Source organism: Colwellia aquaemaris (assembly GCF_057548755.1).
Genome location: NZ_BAAJLV010000005.1, coordinates 104,909 through 122,604 on the forward strand (window position 1 = coordinate 104,909; position 17,696 = coordinate 122,604).

The 17,696-nt window shown below is 38.1% G+C and carries 20 protein-coding genes and 1 riboswitch; of the genes, 13 read left to right on the plus strand and 7 right to left on the minus strand.

Annotation, left to right across the window (positions count from 1 at the left end):
- Positions 1-62 precede the first annotated feature (62 nt).
- Positions 63-1,715 carry a lytic transglycosylase gene (locus AC27HL_RS14705; RefSeq protein WP_487081798.1) on the minus strand — a complete coding sequence of 551 codons (1,653 nt, stop codon included), beginning with the start codon at positions 1,713-1,715 and terminating at the stop codon, positions 63-65.
- 79 nt (positions 1,716-1,794) lie between these two features.
- A complete protein-coding gene (gloB, locus tag AC27HL_RS14710) occupies positions 1,795-2,604 on the minus strand; it encodes a hydroxyacylglutathione hydrolase (protein WP_487081799.1) in 810 nt (269 codons plus the stop codon).
- 59 nt (positions 2,605-2,663) lie between these two features.
- Here gloB and AC27HL_RS14715 point away from each other — a divergent pair, with 59 nt between their 5' ends.
- Together AC27HL_RS14715 and AC27HL_RS14720 are read left to right on the plus strand one after the other, a co-directional pair.
- Entirely contained in the window at positions 2,664-3,416 is a 753-nt protein-coding gene (locus tag AC27HL_RS14715) for a class I SAM-dependent methyltransferase (protein ID WP_487081800.1), read from the plus strand.
- Between the two features lie 53 nt (positions 3,417-3,469).
- A complete protein-coding gene (locus AC27HL_RS14720) occupies positions 3,470-4,228 on the plus strand; it encodes a Nif3-like dinuclear metal center hexameric protein (protein WP_487081801.1) in 759 nt (252 codons plus the stop codon).
- An 82-nt stretch (positions 4,229-4,310) separates the two neighbouring features.
- Here AC27HL_RS14720 and AC27HL_RS14725 read toward each other — a convergent pair whose 3' ends face one another.
- Positions 4,311-5,066, minus strand: a complete 756-nt coding sequence (locus tag AC27HL_RS14725; RefSeq protein ID WP_487081802.1) for an ElyC/SanA/YdcF family protein — start codon at positions 5,064-5,066, stop codon at positions 4,311-4,313.
- Positions 5,067-5,210: 144 nt separating this feature from the next.
- On the opposite strand from AC27HL_RS14725, the gene AC27HL_RS14730 reads away from it, so the two are divergent.
- The 3 genes from AC27HL_RS14730 to lysC all read left to right on the plus strand — a co-directional run bounded on the left by AC27HL_RS14730 (position 5,211) and on the right by lysC (position 8,024).
- Positions 5,211-5,987: a substrate-binding periplasmic protein gene (locus AC27HL_RS14730; protein WP_487081803.1), complete on the plus strand. Its 777-nt coding sequence runs from the start codon at positions 5,211-5,213 to the stop codon at positions 5,985-5,987.
- 195 nt (positions 5,988-6,182) lie between these two features.
- Positions 6,183-6,383: riboswitch (Lysine riboswitch) on the plus strand.
- A gap of 139 nt (positions 6,384-6,522) precedes the next feature.
- Positions 6,523-6,657: a hypothetical protein gene (locus AC27HL_RS14735; RefSeq protein ID WP_487081804.1), complete on the plus strand. Its 135-nt coding sequence runs from the start codon at positions 6,523-6,525 to the stop codon at positions 6,655-6,657.
- A complete protein-coding gene (gene lysC / locus AC27HL_RS14740) occupies positions 6,648-8,024 on the plus strand; it encodes a lysine-sensitive aspartokinase 3 (protein WP_487081805.1) in 1,377 nt (458 codons plus the stop codon). The genes AC27HL_RS14735 and lysC overlap by 10 nt, the downstream gene beginning before the upstream one ends.
- A 141-nt stretch (positions 8,025-8,165) precedes the next feature.
- On the opposite strand, the gene queC is transcribed toward lysC, so the two are convergent.
- A complete protein-coding gene (gene queC, locus AC27HL_RS14745; protein ID WP_487081806.1) occupies positions 8,166-8,825 on the minus strand; it encodes a 7-cyano-7-deazaguanine synthase QueC in 660 nt (219 codons plus the stop codon).
- A gap of 69 nt (positions 8,826-8,894) precedes the next feature.
- Here queC and queE point away from each other — a divergent pair, with 69 nt between their 5' ends.
- From queE to AC27HL_RS14760, 3 genes are all read left to right on the plus strand, one after another.
- Positions 8,895-9,569 carry a 7-carboxy-7-deazaguanine synthase QueE gene (gene queE, locus AC27HL_RS14750; RefSeq protein ID WP_487081807.1) on the plus strand — a complete coding sequence of 225 codons (675 nt, stop codon included), beginning with the start codon at positions 8,895-8,897 and terminating at the stop codon, positions 9,567-9,569.
- A gap of 127 nt (positions 9,570-9,696) precedes the next feature.
- Positions 9,697-9,945, plus strand: coding sequence for a DUF3297 family protein (locus tag AC27HL_RS14755; RefSeq protein ID WP_487081808.1), 249 nt, complete (start codon positions 9,697-9,699; stop codon positions 9,943-9,945).
- Positions 9,946-9,989: 44 nt separating this feature from the next.
- Positions 9,990-10,421 (plus strand): nuclear transport factor 2 family protein, encoded by a 432-nt coding sequence (locus tag AC27HL_RS14760; protein ID WP_487081809.1) that lies wholly within the window; start codon positions 9,990-9,992, stop codon positions 10,419-10,421.
- A 75-nt stretch (positions 10,422-10,496) separates the two neighbouring features.
- Here AC27HL_RS14760 and pdsS read toward each other — a convergent pair whose 3' ends face one another.
- Positions 10,497-12,719, minus strand: coding sequence for a proteobacterial dedicated sortase system histidine kinase (gene pdsS / locus AC27HL_RS14765; protein ID WP_487081948.1), 2,223 nt, complete (start codon positions 12,717-12,719; stop codon positions 10,497-10,499).
- A gap of 12 nt (positions 12,720-12,731) precedes the next feature.
- Positions 12,732-13,463, minus strand: a complete 732-nt coding sequence (pdsR, locus tag AC27HL_RS14770) for a proteobacterial dedicated sortase system response regulator (RefSeq protein WP_487081810.1) — start codon at positions 13,461-13,463, stop codon at positions 12,732-12,734.
- A 235-nt stretch (positions 13,464-13,698) separates the two neighbouring features.
- Between pdsR and pdsO the strand changes: the two genes are divergently transcribed.
- The 5 genes from pdsO to AC27HL_RS14795 all read left to right on the plus strand — a co-directional run bounded on the left by pdsO (position 13,699) and on the right by AC27HL_RS14795 (position 16,762).
- On the plus strand, positions 13,699-14,532 hold the full coding sequence (gene pdsO / locus AC27HL_RS14775) for a sortase-associated OmpA-like protein PdsO (RefSeq protein ID WP_487081811.1): 834 nt from the start codon (positions 13,699-13,701) through the stop codon (positions 14,530-14,532).
- Between the two features lie 224 nt (positions 14,533-14,756).
- Positions 14,757-15,299: a DUF924 family protein gene (locus AC27HL_RS14780; RefSeq protein WP_487081812.1), complete on the plus strand. Its 543-nt coding sequence runs from the start codon at positions 14,757-14,759 to the stop codon at positions 15,297-15,299.
- A gap of 116 nt (positions 15,300-15,415) precedes the next feature.
- Positions 15,416-15,574 carry a YqaE/Pmp3 family membrane protein gene (locus AC27HL_RS14785; RefSeq protein WP_487081813.1) on the plus strand — a complete coding sequence of 53 codons (159 nt, stop codon included), beginning with the start codon at positions 15,416-15,418 and terminating at the stop codon, positions 15,572-15,574.
- Between the two features lie 150 nt (positions 15,575-15,724).
- Complete coding sequence (locus AC27HL_RS14790; protein ID WP_487081814.1) at positions 15,725-16,096, plus strand: VOC family protein; 372 nt, start codon at positions 15,725-15,727, stop codon at positions 16,094-16,096.
- A 150-nt stretch (positions 16,097-16,246) separates the two neighbouring features.
- Entirely contained in the window at positions 16,247-16,762 is a 516-nt protein-coding gene (locus AC27HL_RS14795) for a DUF6841 family protein (protein ID WP_487081815.1), read from the plus strand.
- A 30-nt stretch (positions 16,763-16,792) separates the two neighbouring features.
- Here AC27HL_RS14795 and AC27HL_RS14800 read toward each other — a convergent pair whose 3' ends face one another.
- Positions 16,793-17,659, minus strand: coding sequence for a LysR family transcriptional regulator (locus AC27HL_RS14800; RefSeq protein WP_487081816.1), 867 nt, complete (start codon positions 17,657-17,659; stop codon positions 16,793-16,795).
- Between the last annotated feature and the right edge of the window lie 37 nt (positions 17,660-17,696).

The following is a 17,696-nucleotide window of genomic DNA, read 5'->3' on the forward strand; positions in this document are numbered from 1 at the left end:
TTATTTATAAAAAAAGCGCTAATACACATAGCGCTTTTTATTTTTAGCGTGTTAATAACATTTTAAATATTATTAGTGACGTCAACTGACAGCTTTAACATTTGACCAGGCTGTAAATACTTATTACGACTTAAGCTATTCCAGCGTTCGATATCTCTGATAGTGACATTAAATTTATCAGCAATACGAGCAAAAGAATCGCCTTTGCGGACTCGGTAACTAATGTTTCGCATTATAGCTTGCTCAGTAGGTGTTACTTGAGCTTTTGCTAGGTTTTTCACAGATTTCTTTTGCCAAATAACCAACTTTTGGCCCGGCTTTATGGTGTCACGTGGCGCCATGCCGTTCCATTTTGCAATACTACGTGTCGATACATTATAGCGTTGGCTTAATTCCCACAAGGTGTCACCGCGCTTGACGATGTGAATGCGCTTTTCACCGGCCAATTGTCGATTTTGGGTTTTTGCTAAACGTTGATCTTGCGATAAAATGTAACTGTCGAGTGACGCTGTTGCAACTGGAATTAGTAAAAACTTTCCAGCTCTTATTTGCGTTCCTTTAACGTTATTAATTTGTTTGATTAAAGCGATTTCAGTATTAAATTTTTTCGCAATTTTCCCTAAACTGTCACCATTTTTAATTTTGTAACGTTGCCATGCTAGTCTTTCGTTTTTAGCTAGTTTCGCTAATTGCTGTTGGAAACCTGCAACTTTATGATTAGGTAGTAATAAATAATGTGGTCCATCAGGGTCTGTTGCCCAACGGTTAAAACCAGGGTTTAAACGTTGTAATTCAGTGAGCGATAAGTCGGCAAGTTCAGCAGCTTTTGCTAAATCAAGTTGCGAGCCAATATCTACTTGACTCAATACTGCTTTATTTTCGATTTGGTGTAACTGAATTTTCAATTCATCATTACGTTTAACAATGTCGGCAAGTGCTAAGAGTTTAGGTACGTAAGCCCGTGTTTCCTTTGGAAGATCTAACGACCAAAAGTCAGTTGCTTTATTTTTCTTCTTATTATTTTTCACCGCTCGTTGTACGCGGCCTTCACCTGAATTATAGGCGGCGAGGGCTAGCATCCAATCGCCATCAAAAAACTTATGTAAATATTTTAAATACTTGATTGCACCTTGTGTAGAGGCGACAACATCGCGTCGTCCGTCATACCACCAATTTTGCTTCATGCCAAAGCGTTTTCCCGTACCGGGCACAAATTGCCACATACCTGAGGCACGACCATGCGAATATGCAAACGGATCAAAGGCACTTTCTACAATAGGTAGCAGTGCTATTTCTAACGGCATATTGTTCGCTTCAAGTTCTTTTACGATGTAATAAAGAAATGGCTCAGCGCGTTTCGCTACACGATCTAAGTAAGCTGGGTGTTTAACAAACCAGTCACGCTGGCTTTTAATTCGACGGTTTTCTGGAATTGAGAAATTTAACTGACCGCGAATTCTTTGCCACAGATCATTGGCTAAATAATTTTCGTGTTGTTTGTTACCTAAATCAACATTAACATCAGCAACAGGGTGAATAACGTCAATTGCTTCATCGACTAATAAGGCTTGGTTAATTTCGTTAACCGATGCAATGTCGATAAACGATTGCTCTTCTTGGTTGGTTTTAGGAGCTTCTGATTGAATTTTACTAATAGGTAACTGGCAGCCAGATAACATTAATGCGGCGGCAACTGATAACGATATATACTTCATGAATAATCTATTTAAATTTACTTGCCGTCAGTGTTACTTATTTAATCGTTATATTCAAGATTTCAAGCCGAAAACCTCGTTAAAAGTTATCCTTCCATGCGCGTATCGCGGTAAATGTCGCTAATTTAGTGTTAACTTTTTCACCACTATATTCCGCTGCACTTTCCTGAATACTTTCCTGTTGACAGCGCAGGAATGGGTTGATTTTCTTTTCTAGTAAAATTGAACTTGGGATTGTCGCAATATTTTGTGCCCGTTTGTTTTGCACTTGATTGTAATAATGCACCAACTCAGCGTTGCTTGGCTCGACTGTTAAAGCGAAATCTAGATTTGCTTTAGTGTATTCATGTGCGCAATAAACATGTGTTTTTTCGGGTAAAGCACTTAGTTTTTCAAGTGAATTTAACATTTGCTGAGCTGTACCTTCGAATAAGCGTCCGCAGCCACCTGAAAATAAGGTATCACCGCAAAATAAATTATCTTGCGCTAAATAAGCGATATGTCCGGCGGTGTGTCCTGGTAAATCTAGCACGCTAAATTCAATAGCTAAATCACTTAATGACACCTTTGATTGCTCATTAACTTTAATATCACAATGAGGGATATTTTCATTTTCAGGGCCATATATTGTTAATGGCCATGCATTATCTTGACAGTATTGTACTAGTTTTTGAATGCCACCAACATGATCATGATGATGGTGAGTAATCAGAATGGTACTGAGTTTTTTTTGATTGTCCTTAATAAACTTTATACATACCTCGGCATCCCCAGGATCAACTAATGCCATCGTCTGGCTGTTACTCGATGTGATCGCCCAAATATAATTGTCTGAAAATGCCTTGATCATAGAAACTTTCATATTTGATGTTGTTTGACTTTGCAGCATGCGGGGCTCCTGAGTATACTGAAGGTATGATTATACTTACTTTTTTACAAGTTTAAACTATGAAACCTGCGCTGTCGTTTAGGTCTCCAGATCTGCCAAAGTCATGGCAAGAGTTACCAAATGGTGAGTTAATTGTTAAAAACATTGATCAAGTATTAAGTAACTGGTGGCCAAAATTTTTTGGTTATCATTTGCTGAAACTGGGGGCATTAAGTGCTGAGATTGACAGTTCGACAAGCCTAATTAAACATCAGTTAACATTATGTAATCAAGCTAGCTCTGCTAATATTGTTGCAGAAGTTGATGACTTGCCTTTGTTAGAGCACAGTATTGATGTTTGTCTGCTATCACATGTACTTGAATTTTCGCTTGACCCACACCATGTTGTACGTGAGGCTAACCGGGTATTAATACCGAATGGCTATTTGGTGATCACAGGTTTTAATCCGTTTAGCTTAGTTGGCTTTAATAAGTTTATTCCGTATCGACGAAAACAACCCCCTTGGAATGAACGGCTGTTTTCTCCTATGCGTGTAAAAGATTGGTTGCATTTAATGGGCTTTGAAATTCAGTTAGATCATCGATTTTTACACTCTTCGTTGTCGGGTCAATATAGCGAAGGGGTTTTTAGTACCCAATGGCGAAAACTTGCCGCACGCTATTTTCCAAGCTTAGGTTCTGTTTATGTTATTGTGGCGAAAAAACGCGTGTTACCATTAACGCCAATTAAAGCCAAATGGCAGCTTAGGCCTCGTTTTGAACCGGTGAAAGTGCCAACAATGAACTCATCAAGTAAACAAAATAACAAATAGTCACCCTAAAGAAGAATGACTGACTACAACTTACAAATAGGCGAAAATGAAACATGCAACGTCATGAATTTGAAAATTATCTCAATGACTTATTAAAACCTGAACAAATTAAAGACTTTTGTCCAAATGGCCTGCAAATTCAAGGGCGAGATAGTATAGCGACGGTGATAACTGGTGTTACCGCTACGCAAGCATTAATAGATAGGGCTATTGAAGAAAAAGCTGATGCTTTAGTGGTTCATCATGGTTTTTTTTGGAAAAATGAAAGCTATGTTATTCGTGGGATGAAGCATAAGCGTATTAAAGCGTTACTTGAGAATGACATTAATTTGTTTGCCTATCATTTACCGTTAGATATTCACCCAACATTAGGAAATAACGTCCAACTGGCGAAATTGTTTGATATTGAAAATGTTGCGCCACTAGAAGCTGGAAATGCGTTAAGTGTTGCTGTGCGCGGTGAATTTGCAACAGAACTTGCGTCAGATAGTTTACAACAAAGAATTAGCCATCAGTTAAACCGTGATTGTTTACATATTGGCGCACCTTCAAATAAGTCAATCAAAACTGTGGCTTGGTGTAGTGGTGGTGGTCAAGGATATATAGAACTAGCTGCAGAACTAGGTATAGATGCTTTTATAAGTGGTGAAGTATCTGAGCAAACTACTCATGTGGCAAGAGAAATGGATATTCATTTTTACTGTGCAGGTCATCATGCTACTGAACGCTATGGCGCCAAGGCGTTAGCGCAGCATTTTAATGAAAACTTAGCGTTAAAAGCAAAGTTTATCGATATCGATAACCCTGCATGATTGCTTATATTTTTAAGTATCACCAACAGCTGCTTGGTTGTTAGTGATACTTTTGCCTTTTATTTAGCGTTAACTATGTTAGCTACAAAGTTTTAAACCACTGAACAATTCGACCTAAAGTTTCATACCAAGCACGCGTTGTTTGCGGTAATTTGTTGGCACTTGGCGCGTAATATCGCCAATCTTTGTTTGGGCTTTCTTTAACCCAAGGGCTTGCTGGAGCTGGAATAGCATTAACTCCGTGCATCTCAAAGTAATTCATGGCACGCGGTAAGTGATCGGCATTAGTTACTAATACTACATTTTTATTTTTAACTCTTGGAGCAATCAACTCAGCTTCTTCTTCAGTATCTTGCGGGAAGTTTTCCGTCAGTATCTTGTGCTCTGGAACACCAAGTAATATCGCGGCTTGCTTAACTTTTTCGGCATTTGAGGTTTCGTCACTACCTGAATAACCCGAGGTGATAAGTTGTGCTTCTGGGTGAATTCTAAAAATACGAATAGCTTCTACTAAGCGCTCTAATGAACAAGACTTTAATTGGCTTGTGGCAGGTAAACTGTGATCACTGGTGTGTGTGCAACCAAGTACAATAATATAATCAACAGGAAGGCTACTGCGAGTAAAAGCAGGGTAGTTATCTTCTAATGGTGCCATTAGTGAGTCTGAAATGGCAGGTAAGGTACTTACGATAAGTAATATTGTCGCCAACAGTAGCGATTTAAAACTCCAACCTGGCTTTTTGCCATGAAATACTATCGCAACCAGAAGTAGCATAGTAATGATGCTAAGCGGCATAACCAGTAAAGCAATTATTTTTTTTAACAGGAATAAATCCATATTTACGCTAACCTTAAACTTGAATGCTTAGATAATAACAAGTTAATTATCAGGCAACTAGATTAGCACGTATAAATAACTAGGTTATTGCTTGTAATTTGTTTTGAACGACGATGACAAGTTAATGTTGAGAGAAGTTAAGCATTGCAAATTTTAAAATTGTGGTTTTTAAGTGCATTTTATCTAGCCTCAAATAATGTTGTTGCTAAACAAAGCCCACATTACGAGGTAAAGGTTGTTACTGAGTTATTGGAGCCATACCAAGTCTATAATCATGATGGCAGTTTAGGTGGCTTTTCAACCGATGTAGTAACTGCCTTATTTCGCCATGCTGGCTCTAAGGCACAGATAGAAGTAATGCCTTGGGCTCGTGCGTATAGCACAGCGCTAAGTGCTAAAAACGTTATGATTTACTCGATTACTAAATCGGCTAGTCGAAATGGAGATTTTTTATGGCTTGGCGAGTTTTTCGAAGAAAAATTATGCTACTGGACGCTTAATAAAAATGATGATACAGAACAACTAGTAGACAAAGCATTAAAAGGTAAAATATTTTCAGCGCCTCGTTTTTCCATCAGTGCGCAATATTTATTCGATAACGGCTTTTCAAATGTTTATTTAACTTCCAATGAGATGCAAAGCATCGAAATGCTCTTTCTTGGTCGAGCAGACTTCATTCTTGCTACAGAATATTCACTGCGATTGGCGGTAAGAAATCTCGGTCGAGATCTAAATACTGTTAAAAGAGTGTTTGAAAATAAAGTAGTATCTAACCCCCTCAGTATTGCTTTTAATTTAGAGACTGATAAGGCATTGTTTCAACATTTTCAGACGGCATTTCGTGAAATGACGCGCAATGGCACATTGTTCAATATCACTAAAAAATGGAATGTTGAACGTTTAGCCAAACATTGTTTGTAATGCCTATTAATCAATCCTAATTATTTTAAGCATTAGAACGCTAAATTTTTGTATTCAATTTCTAATTATATATTTCACTTTAGACATCTAAAAGTCTATTGACCTTGTTTAATAAATGAGGTTAAATGGCGCTGTAGTAAATTAGAACTTTTACTCGATATTTGTTTTTTTAAATAAATATTGGTTAATAATTTACTCACCAGAAGAGGTGCAATTGCCAGGTAGGTAACAAGAGGAACCACATCCGTTGATGGTTACTAATGGGGACAATTGCCGAGAATGTTGGTATGGGTGGCATATCACATTCGGTCACTAGGGCTGAATCCTTAGGGCTGTCACCGCTGGAAAATACTTTTGTTGGTATTTTCTTGATTTGGGTGGAGAGCTTCTGGCTGAAAAGTACCGCATAAATAGTGGCTATCTTTAGCCGTTATTCAGTCTACGCTCAGTCATGCTCTTCCTATTTTTTATTAGCTTATTTTTACGCGTTATTTTAATTAAATTACCGGTAAATACGCTATAAGGGAGAATTTTTATGTTAATATCTCAGCAATTAATACTAAGTGGCACAACACATACTGTCACTATGACTTCAATGTATAACGGTCGAGTAAGACTTGGCTATTTATCGAATCAACCTCGACTTCATGGAGAACTTGCATGTCAATAGTGGAAAATCCAGCAAGCGCGAGTGAAACGACTGTCGCAAAATTTGGTGGTACTAGCGTTGCTAACTATCAGGCAATGTTGCGTTGTGCAGAAATTATTAAAAAAGATACTAGTAACCGTTTAGTGGTTGTTTCGGCAAGTGCTGGGGTAACAAACCACTTAGTACGTTTAAGCCAAGCGCATGTTCCTGAACCAGAACGTATTGATATTCTCAGTGATATTAGTCGCATCCAGTTTGCCATTACAGAGCACCTACCTGATGCGAGCGCATTAAATAGTGAATTAGAGCAATTGTTAACTATGTTAGCAAAATGTACTCAGCAACAAGCCAATCAGCATAGTTTGCAAAATAGTGATGAAATTCTAGGATTTGGCGAGCAAATGAGCTCGCGTATTTTTGCGCAAGTATTACAAAGCATTGATGTTAATGCTTGCTATTTTGACGCTCGTACTGTGATGAAAACTGACGATTTATACGGTAAAGCACAGGTTAATCTTGAGCAGCTTGCTATGCATGCGAAAGAGCGCTTAATGCCATTGTTTACAAATAATGTAGTTGTTACCCAAGGTTTTATTGGCAGTGACGAACAAGGCAATACCACGACACTAGGTCGAGGCGGCTCTGATTACAGTGCAGCGTTACTCGCTGAAGCAGTTAATGCCAGTAACTTAAGTATTTGGACTGATGTTGTTGGAATATTTACCACAGATCCACGAATTACCGAGCAAGCGCGTTCAATTAATGAGATTAGTTTTGGGGAAGCGGCAGAAATGGCAACATTTGGCGCTAAAATATTGCATCCTGCTACGCTGATCCCCGCTATGCGTCAAGATATCCCTGTGTTTGTTGGCTCAAGTAAAGAGCCAGATGCCGGCGGTACTCGTATACAACGACAAGTTAATTCGAACCCCACTTATCGCTCAATAGCATTGCGTCGTGAACAAACCCTGGTAACGGTAAAAAGCCCGGAAATGTTACATGCCAGTGGTTTTCTTGCGAAAGTATTTACTGTATTAGCTAAGCATCAACTCAGTGTTGATTTGATCACCACTAGTGAAATTAGTGTCGCTTTAACTTTTGATAACCCATTAGGTTCAACGCAGGCACTTTTAACCAAAGCTGTGGTTGAAGAATTGGAGCAATTATGTGAAGTAACGGTTGAGCACGACTTAAGCTTAATTGCGGTGATCGGGAATAAAATTCATGGTACTAAAGGTGTTGGTAGCAGTATTTTTGATAAAGTGAATGACTTTAATATTCGGATGATTTGCCACGGTGCGAGTGAACACAACCTATGCTTTTTAGTTCCAGAAGCAGATGCTAATCAAGTGGTAGAGCGTTTACATGACACTTTATTTACCCAGTAAATAATTGTGATATCTGGCTAGATAGCGATAAAAAAGGGACAATTATTGTCCCTTTTTTATCTATAGGAAGTAGAGTATAACGCCGTTACAAAGACGTAAAAGAGCCTATATGATCATAATATCTATGTATTGTTCTATCAATTACACTTCGTATGCTAATGGATCAATCGCGTTATTGTCGGCAAAGGCTTCTAAGCGTTCTTGACACGCGCCACACTTGCCGCAGGCTTTTTCACGGCCGTTGTAACACGTCCAGGTATTTTCGTAGCTTAAACCCATTTTTAATCCGTCGGTTAAAATATCAGTTTTGCTGACGGTTAAGTAAGGGCTGAAAATTTCTACGGCTTCGTAGTTTGCAATTTGGCAAACGTCATTCATTTTCATGACAAATTCAGGGCGACAATCAGGGTATATGGCGTGATCACCCGAATGGGCGCCATAATAAACTTGTGACGCTTTCACAGAAACCGCATAACCTACCGCTAAAGACAGTAAAATCATATTACGATTTGGCACTACGGTTGATTTCATATTTTCTGCTTCATAGTGTCCTTCAGGAATTGCTATGTCATCTGTTAATGAAGAGCCCGCAAGTAATTGGTTTATAGCTGAAATATCAATAATTTTATGAGCAACATTAAGTTGTTGGCAAACCTTACTGGCACAAGCTATTTCCTTGACATGCTTTTGGCCGTAATCAAAAGTTAGAGCGTAAACTTCTTTACCGTCTTTTAGGGCACGATTAAGAACGGTGAATGAATCCATGCCACCGGAAAAAATTACCACAACTTTATTACTCATAATTGTTTATCTCTTGAGGTATAATAAAAACTTGCGCATTCTACTCGAAATTATCTAAGCATTAAAGTAATGACCACACGTTATAAAATAAATGAATTGTTTGAAACTTTGCAAGGTGAGGGCTCTTTTACTGGCCAACCATCTATTTTTCTTCGCCTACAAGGTTGCCCCGTAGGCTGCTCGTGGTGTGACACCAAACATACGTGGGAAATTCATCCTGAATTAGAAATTTCCAGTCAACAGCTACTGAGTAAATCAGAAGAAACCGAGCAATGGTCAAACTTGTCGCTAGATGATATTGCCAATATTTTTGTGCAACAAGGTTTTAAAGCTAAGCATATTGTTATTACCGGTGGTGAGCCGTGCATGTACGATTTAACAAAATTATGTGAGTATTTTGAAGCACTTGGTTATAGCTGTCAGGTTGAAACATCGGGGACTTTCGACATTCGCGTATCGCATAATTGTTGGGTAACAGTTTCTCCGAAAGTTAATATGCGTGGCGGCTACGATATTCTAGCCAGTGCAATGCAAAGGGCAAATGAAATTAAGCACCCAGTGGCAACAGAGCAACATATTGATGATTTAAAAAAGTTACTAGCGCGATTTAAGGTTGAAAATAAGCAAGTGTATTTACAACCCATCAGCCAAAAGCAAAGAGCAACGGAACTCGCCATTGCTACTTGTATTGAAAATAATTGGCGCTTGTCAGTTCAGGTTCATAAATATATCGGTATTGAATAGCAGGAGACTACTGCGATAAAAGTCTATGCGTTAGATTATTATAAAGCCTTGAGCTGATGCTAACGCCTTGAGTACAAGGACTATATTGTCTAGAATGGCGCACTTTTATTAATTGCAGGGCAAGAATATGAACGAGGAAAAATCATTACCGGAATTACCCGATCGCTTATCAGGTAACCCGCGTAGCAAGTACCATGTTGCAGAAATTTTCGAACATAATATTGGTATCCGTTTGAATGGCAAAGAGCGCACTGATGTTGAAGAATATTGTATTAGTGAAGGTTGGGTGAAAATACCATCACCGAAAGCTCTAGATCGCCGCGGACAACCTTTGTTAATGAAAATGAAAGGCACAGTTGAAGCTTATTATAGTTAATGAGTACAGCTAGCTTCTGGGATAAACCTATTACGGGATAAATTATGAATGTTTTCAAGGTTTTACTACTGACGTTGTTTGTAATATTTATTTCAGAAGCTCATGCCAATGAAGTCACTTCTTCACATGCCACTACCGTTGAACAATTTGTTAAAAGCTTTAATGCTCAAAATAGCAAGGCAATGGCGACATTTGTTACTGAAAATGTGCAATGGCTAAGTGTTGATGGAGAAAATATTTTGCTAGAAGTACAGGGCAAAGATAATTTAATTCAAAGTATGAATGATTATTTTAAGTCGTGTCCGACTTGCCGTTCAGAAGTATCCAATATTATTGTGACAAAAAATCGTATCAGTGCTATCGAAATGGCAAGTTGGCAGGGGGCTAATGGTGTAAAATCTCAACGTGCGTTGTCGGTTTACGAATTTATTGGTGACAAAATTAACCGTGTTTATTATTTTCCAGCAGAAAAATAGTGAGAGTTTTGTCGACTATAAATTTCAACGTATAGCAGATTAAATTGTTAATCTAAATATTGAAACACGACATGTTTATTTTGCTAATGGTAAAGTAATTATTACGTCGACACCGTCAGCAAGGGTGTTATTTACAGCTTTAATCGAACCTCGATGAAACTGACAAATTAAACGAGCAATATATAAACCTAAGCCTAAATGGGGCTGTTCATTATTGTGCTTTTGCCGAATCGATACCATGGAATCAAAAAGCTGCTCACTCATCTGTTCTGGTAACAAAGCGCCAGTATTTTTAATGGCGATAATACATTCTTGTGCTTGTTGAGCAAATGCTAACGCTACTTTTTGATCGTCAGAAAATTCAACCGCGTTGGCGATAACTTTATCAAGTAGTTGTGCAATATGTTCAGGTGAGCCGTTTATTCGGTATTGTCCTTCAGGAATATTACTATAGCTAAAGTTAATATCTTGATAAATTAGCTGGTAACCTTGCATACAGCCATTAATCACTTCACCAAGGTCGAACTGAGTTTTATCGGTGTTTTGCAATATTTGTTCAATACGTGTCGCTTCGTTCATATTGGTTAAAATAAGGCTAAGTCTTTCAACACCACGTTGTGCTCGGGTTAAATATGGATTTTCATGTTCCTGTGCGTTTTCATCCATGCCATCATTATGATTTAGGCTTTGGTGCTGCATGGCTAAAGTTTCTAACGATGTGCGAACAACTGCTATTGGGGTGCGTAATTCGTGTGAAAGCCGAGACGACATATTCTCCAAATAATGATTGTATTGGCCAAGGCGATTAACCGCGGTGGCAAAACTTCGTGATAAATCGCCAATTTCATCATTGGTAGTAGAAGTGTCAACGTTACCGTTAATTCTGCCGTGTTCATCAATAGCAAGCTCAGCTTGATTACTTAAAGTTCTGATACGATTAGAAATACGAGAAGCGAATAGGAAAAATGCCAGTGCGCCAAGTAACATAATGGCCAGTATCGAACTAAATAGCTTCTCAAGCGCTTGGTTTCTAAGGGTACGAATACCATTAGTGGTTTCTTCGACTATCACCACACCTTTGACACTTTCGTCGATAAATATCGGGTAAGCCGCAGACAGTACAACGGCTTTTTGATCGGTTGATAGTCGCCACTGCGACATAGGGTTACCGCTCAAGGCGCTTTCTATGTGTTTGCCCGTTAGGTTTTCAGAGTCGTAGAGCTGATCAATAAAGTTACGCGGTGGTTGCGTGAGAATTTTCTCATAAAAAGGCTTTAGCCAGTTTTTTTCAACACTATACCAAGTATTTTTAATACCAGCCCAAATAGGATTATTTGAAATTGCCTCATTGTTACTGCTATTAATGCGCTTATTCCATACGCCGCTGGCTTGTTTGATATCTCCGGCTCTTGCCAATACTCTGTGATGTTGGTCAACCACCCAAATACTCGAGTTAGTATAACTCATGCCTTTTACAATACGCTCAATTTCTGGCGACGGTACCAATATTGTGCCTAAGGTTTCTCTAGAGCTAGGGTCAGCAGAGCCGAGAGAGCTAACAATATTGCCTAAGTTTTTGTCAACATCATGCACTGCAAATGCTATATGGTCGTTAAATTCTGTCAGTGGTAGTCTAATTTCAACATTGTAGCCTTGATTTGTGTCTCGCCAATGGCCTTGAATTTGTGTTGCCGGAACTGGAATATTGTTTTCAATGTCGGTAATACGATAGGCATCAATCCAACCGGTGGTTTTGTTACTGATAATAAAGCGACTAAATACGCCTTTTGGATTAATAAAAGCAAGTTCTAAGTGATCATTTTTAACAATACTACGGGCGTTGCTATTGCGATAAATAACTTCGTTGTCGTTAACTGAAAAATATAAATACAGATACTTGCCATATGTGCCTACAGCGGCAGTAAAGTTCACAGATAACTGTTCGGGTGGCAGTTGCGTATAAAGTTGGTTGTTTTGCTGATAAAAATGAGCCTTGTTGGCAAAGTCAGGCCAATCGTTATTTAAGCCGTCTAACTGAATAGGGGCAGATAAGGCATAACTATATAAATCTTTACCTTTTTCTACGCTGGGTAAAAAGCTCGCCTGATTGTTAAATAAATTGGCTCTTTCATGCATTGCGGTGGCTAATGCTCTTGCTGTACCAATAATGGTTTGTTCTTGACCATAACGCAGGTACTTTTCCATTTCCCAAACGTATTGGTAGCCAAACCAAGGAATGGTAAAGAGAAAACTAGAAAGTAAAAGTAATTTGCTTCTTAAGCCAAAGCGCCATTTCATCGTCATTAGTTGTTATTGACCTTGCTCGTTCGCAGTGGACTGCTCAAGCACTTGGCTTTGATTCCATCGATATCCCATGCCGTAAACGGTATCAATGCAATTAAATTTTGCGTCTATTCGGGTAAACTTTTTTCTGATCCGCTTGATATGTGAAGTGATAGTGGAGTCATCAACATAGATTTTTGAATCTTGCATTAACTGGCTTCTATTTTTTACATGGCCAGGGTGCTTTGCTAATGCATAGAGCATCCAAAACTCGGTGATGGTTAAATCAACTAACTCTTCTCTCCATTGTATCGTCATACGCTGACTATCAATAGTTAAGGCATCTAGTTTTAATAAGTGATCAGTTTGTTGTGGCTTGCCTAAGGCATCTTGTCGACGAAATAAGGCGGCAATGCGTGCGGCTAAATGCGGTAGGCTAATATCTTTGGTTAAGTAGTCATCGGCACCTATTCTTAGCCCTGATACGGTATCAACGTCACTGTCGCGGGCGGTTAGAAATATGATGGGTAAAGTATTCGATTTTGTTCTGAGCCACTGGCAAAGCTCAAAACCAGCATCATACTCATGCTCTAAACCAATATCTAATATTGCTAAATTAGGTAAACGTAAAGCAAAAGCCTGCATAGCTGTGGTTTTGTTTGGATACGTTTGTACTTGATATCCCTGCAATCGTAGGGCGTCTGCGTAGTTTTCTCTTATTGCTGCATCGTCTTCAACTATAGCGATTCGTTTTGACATCTTAAATGATTACCTTATTAACTGTGGTTTGCATCATATCGAATAATTCATAGTGATGCTGCTAATAGTTGTAATTGCCATAATCTTGCCACATTTGCTCAGTGAATTGTCATTTTTGCGTCGGTAAGTGGCCGTTTTCCTGCGTTTTAATAGCTCTATCGAAAACGAGATAAGTGAGTTAACAAAACTCAAATACTCAATGATTTAACTATTACTTTTTATTAAGGGAAACACTATGACTACGCAAAACTTAACAATCAATACTAAAGGCAAGAAAGCAACCGCTAATACATTAGTTAGTGCGGCTTTAATTTCGGTTTTGTCAATTACGCCAGCATTTGCAACATCCCACAATCAAGCCCAGCTCTCGCCAACTAGTATTGAAGAGGCACAGCGAAACGAAGAAATAGGTTTTGGTGCAGGTGTTGTTATTGGCGCTATTTTTGGTGGCCCAGCGGGGGCTTTTATTACTGGCTTGGCAGGTAACTTTATTGCAAAAAATATAAATGCAGAGGATGAAATTGAACACATATCAACGGCTTACCAACAAGAGAAACAAAGCAATGAAATGGCGTTGGCTATGTATCAAGAAAAAATTGCAAACACCGAGCAAGCGTACCAAGAAGAGTTATTTGCGCTAGAAAAAAACTATCAAAAAACAAGTCTATTGCAAGCTCAAAACTTACTCATGAGCTTACAGTTCTCTACTGGCTCAAGTGAAATTAAAGATCATTATCAAGAGCAATTGACAGCGTTAGTGAATATCGTCCAGCAATCGCCACAACTAACTATTGATCTTTCAGGCTATACCGACAAACAAGGTAGTGATGAATTAAATCAAGCATTGTCGTTAGCACGTATCAATGCTGTTAAAAATGCCTTAATTGATCAAGGCGTAGCAGCAGAACGAATAAATTTATTTGCCTATGGTGAGCAGCAACCGGTTGTTGCTTCTAATGACAAGGAAGTCAGCTTTTACGACCGCCGAGTTGTTATTAAGTTAAAAAATGAAGCAATAGCTAATAAGTCTTCAGAAAATAGTGATTCGCAAGTGGCAAAGAACTTTTAAACCGCGTATTTATTAACTAGTTGATTTTATGTTGGAAAATGTAGGAGGTGAAACACAGAAACAGTAAACTAAATTATTCCCAGTTATATTGAATTTAAATTGCAGTGAAAGCCAAGGTTTATGCCTTGGTTTTTTATTATTTCTAGGTTTTCGTTACAGTAGCTAGACATTACTGAATATTTCAGTCTAAGCTGTTGAACATATGAGTTATCAGGTGAGTATAAATGAAGAATTATCTAACGGTTCTAGATTTTTGGTTTGATGAAATATCGCCAGAGCAATGGTGGATAAAAGATCCAAACTTTGATCAAGAAATAAAAGCGCGTTTTCTTGATTTACATAAAAGTGCCAATTGTGGCGAGCTGTTTCATTGGCGTAATACTGCGCAAGGGCGGTTAGCTGAAATACTAGTGCTGGATCAATTTTCTCGGAATATTTTTCGAGATACCGCCAAAGCATTTGCATCAGATACACTTGCCTTGGTTTTGGCACAAGAAGCGGTAAGTTTAGGTGCAGATAAAACACTCGCTGACAATCAACGTAGTTTTATGTATTTACCCTATATGCATAGTGAATCAGCAGCAATCCATCAACAGGCCATAAAGTTATATACTGAGCTAGGTAATGAATCGAACTTGTCGTTTGAATTAAAGCATCAAGAAATAATTGCTCGTTTTGGTCGTTATCCACACCGAAATAATATACTTGCTCGTCAGTCTACTGCAGAGGAGTTAGAATTTTTACAACAACCTGGCTCGTCATTTTAATATCGCTGAACAATATCATTTACTGAGCCAGCAAAAATCTCGATTTGTGCTATTAATTAAGTGGCTAAGCAGTAACTTTAGCTTTGTATAACAACAATTAAAAATAGGAAGTTAGTATGAATAAATTAGTACATATCATTCTTGCCATTTTTTTACCGCCTGTAGCTGTTTTTCTTAAGTCTGGGGTTGGAAAAGGTTTGCTGATCAACATAATTTTATGTTTGTTTTTCTTTATCCCGGGTGTTTTACATGCCATTTGGTTAATTACCAAATAACAAGTACACGACACTTTACTTGCACATAGGCAATAAAATTTACCTAAGTAGGTTAAGTTGAAGAGAACTATGGTCCCATTGCAGTTTTAACTATTGCAGTGGGACTAATGTTTTAACGCATGACAATATAAAAGTATTGGAGAATAAATTATGAAATTAGATTGTTTTTCTGTCAGTTTAGCAGTAAAGGATTTAGAAAAATCACGCGACTTTTATCAAAAATTAGGCTTTAGTGTGTTTGCCGGAGAGTTAGCACATCAATATTTAATAATGAAAAATGGCGATACCAATATTGGCCTTTTTCAGGGCATGTTCGAAGGCAATATTTTAACTTTTAACCCTGGTTGGAGCCAAAGTGCTAGTAATCTTGAGAATTTTACCGATGTTCGTGAATTATTGGCAAAAGTTGAACAACAAGGAATTGAAGTTACAAGTAAAAACATTGAAGGGGAACAAGGGCCAGCTAGTTTTTCATTTTTAGATCCTGACGGTAATGCCATTCTTATTGATCAACATCGTTAATCTCTTGCTTGCTAAGCATTGGTTTTTTTATGGTGCATTTTTGCAACCTGCAGAAAACATAATAATCCACGACATGCTTTTTCCTAGATGATAGTGTCTCTTAAGTTACATTTACTTAATGATGAGTTTATTTTTATAAAAGGATAAAGCGTGAATATATATAAAAAATTAACATTAGCGGCTGTGCTAATCATTAGTACAGGAACAGTATTTGCTGCCAATATAAACAAGGAGAAAGCTGATAGTGATTTAGCTGAAATTTCCCAAGTATTTAAAAGTTATATGAAAAAGTATAACCATTTCATAAAAAATCAGGAGTTAAAGTTATCTCCTGTTTTGTATTCAGAGCAAGTAATGCTGATTTCGGGTAATGGTAAGTCTACAACATTAACACCTGAAAAAATGAATCAAGGGGTGACAGGTTTTTTAACAAGATTAAAAGCCAAAGGAGTTAGTAAAGTTGCTTGGGAAAATGTTGAAGTTAAGTTATTAGCAGATAACATTGCTATAGCAAGTAATGTTGCCGTGCGTTTTTTAGCAAATGGCGATGTTTATGATCGCGCTGGTGCGACATATTTTTTAAATAAGGCAGCAACCGGATGGGAAATATCTGCGTTTGCACTCCATGCACCTGAAAAAAGTCTGAATTTTTTATCTGAGAGTTAACCTTATTTGAAAAGCTAATTGCTAAAACTGTTAGACAGCCTTTCCGCTAATTAGCTTTTCTTTTATTCGCAGTGAATTAGTTAAAAATGTCATTAATAGTTTTATACGTGGCACGTTGCGTAAATCGGGATGAGTAAGCACCCAAATATCTTGATGAGGAAATACCATGTTTTTATCTATGCGGCGTAAGCCCTTTATTGAATCAGCGATGTAACACGCCCCCATTGTCATACCTTGTCCTTGTGCAGCAGCATAATGTCTCAGTACTAAATCTTCTATTCGCATGGCTATGCTGGCATTTGGGTAAGGAGAGTTTTCAATCCAAGCCGGTCTGGCACCAATATTCGTCAACCATTGATACTCTGTTTCATGCCTTGCTGAAAGATATTGTGCACTGGCGTAATAGCTTAAGGCGATGGGGAATAATCTATGGCCAACTAAATGCTCAGATGGTTGATTGGATACCCGAATAACCACGTCTGCCTCAGATCTATCCAAATTAGCCAATTGATATGAAGTTTGCATATTCAAAATAATTTCAGGGTATTGCTGCTGAAAGTTGTGCAGTTCTTCTAAAAGAAGGTATTGACCAATAGCCGGTGGTATAGAAAGGTTGATTTCGCCTGCTAGTTCCAGTTGATGAGTTTTCTTTAAACGGTTATCACTTAGGGTAAGTTGCTCAATTTTTTCGGCAGAAGTTAGCAGCGTTTTACCCGATGCAGTTAGCGCATAACCTTTTGGTGTTAAATCAAAAATATCAGCACCATATTTTTGGTTAAGATTAGCTAGGCGTCGTGAAACTGTACTATGATTCAAGGCCAATTGCTGCGCGGCGTTTCTCAGTGTTTTACCCCGATAAACAGCGAGTATTAAGCGATAATCGTCCCAATTTTCCATTTAAATACCTAAGCCAACGAATACAGTTAACATCATC

Bases quoted from the DNA above. Each gene is read 5' to 3' on its own strand.
- AC27HL_RS14705 (WP_487081798.1), bottom strand. From the start codon at position 1,715: ATGAAGTATATATCGTTATCAGTTGCCGCCGCATTAATGTTATCTGGC.
- gloB (WP_487081799.1), bottom strand. From the start codon at position 2,604: ATGCTGCAAAGTCAAACAACATCAAATATGAAAGTTTCTATGATCAAG.
- AC27HL_RS14715 (WP_487081800.1), top strand. From the start codon at position 2,664: ATGAAACCTGCGCTGTCGTTTAGGTCTCCAGATCTGCCAAAGTCATGG.
- AC27HL_RS14720 (WP_487081801.1), top strand. From the start codon at position 3,470: ATGCAACGTCATGAATTTGAAAATTATCTCAATGACTTATTAAAACCT.
- AC27HL_RS14725 (WP_487081802.1), bottom strand. From the start codon at position 5,066: ATGGATTTATTCCTGTTAAAAAAAATAATTGCTTTACTGGTTATGCCG.
- AC27HL_RS14735 (WP_487081804.1), top strand. From the start codon at position 6,523: ATGTTAATATCTCAGCAATTAATACTAAGTGGCACAACACATACTGTC.
- lysC (WP_487081805.1), top strand. From the start codon at position 6,648: ATGTCAATAGTGGAAAATCCAGCAAGCGCGAGTGAAACGACTGTCGCA.
- queC (WP_487081806.1), bottom strand. From the start codon at position 8,825: ATGAGTAATAAAGTTGTGGTAATTTTTTCCGGTGGCATGGATTCATTC.
- queE (WP_487081807.1), top strand. From the start codon at position 8,895: ATGACCACACGTTATAAAATAAATGAATTGTTTGAAACTTTGCAAGGT.
- AC27HL_RS14755 (WP_487081808.1), top strand. From the start codon at position 9,697: ATGAACGAGGAAAAATCATTACCGGAATTACCCGATCGCTTATCAGGT.
- AC27HL_RS14760 (WP_487081809.1), top strand. From the start codon at position 9,990: ATGAATGTTTTCAAGGTTTTACTACTGACGTTGTTTGTAATATTTATT.
- pdsS (WP_487081948.1), bottom strand. From the start codon at position 12,719: ATGAAATGGCGCTTTGGCTTAAGAAGCAAATTACTTTTACTTTCTAGT.
- pdsR (WP_487081810.1), bottom strand. From the start codon at position 13,463: ATGTCAAAACGAATCGCTATAGTTGAAGACGATGCAGCAATAAGAGAA.
- pdsO (WP_487081811.1), top strand. From the start codon at position 13,699: ATGACTACGCAAAACTTAACAATCAATACTAAAGGCAAGAAAGCAACC.
- AC27HL_RS14780 (WP_487081812.1), top strand. From the start codon at position 14,757: ATGAAGAATTATCTAACGGTTCTAGATTTTTGGTTTGATGAAATATCG.
- AC27HL_RS14785 (WP_487081813.1), top strand. From the start codon at position 15,416: ATGAATAAATTAGTACATATCATTCTTGCCATTTTTTTACCGCCTGTA.
- AC27HL_RS14790 (WP_487081814.1), top strand. From the start codon at position 15,725: ATGAAATTAGATTGTTTTTCTGTCAGTTTAGCAGTAAAGGATTTAGAA.
- AC27HL_RS14800 (WP_487081816.1), bottom strand. From the start codon at position 17,659: ATGGAAAATTGGGACGATTATCGCTTAATACTCGCTGTTTATCGGGGT.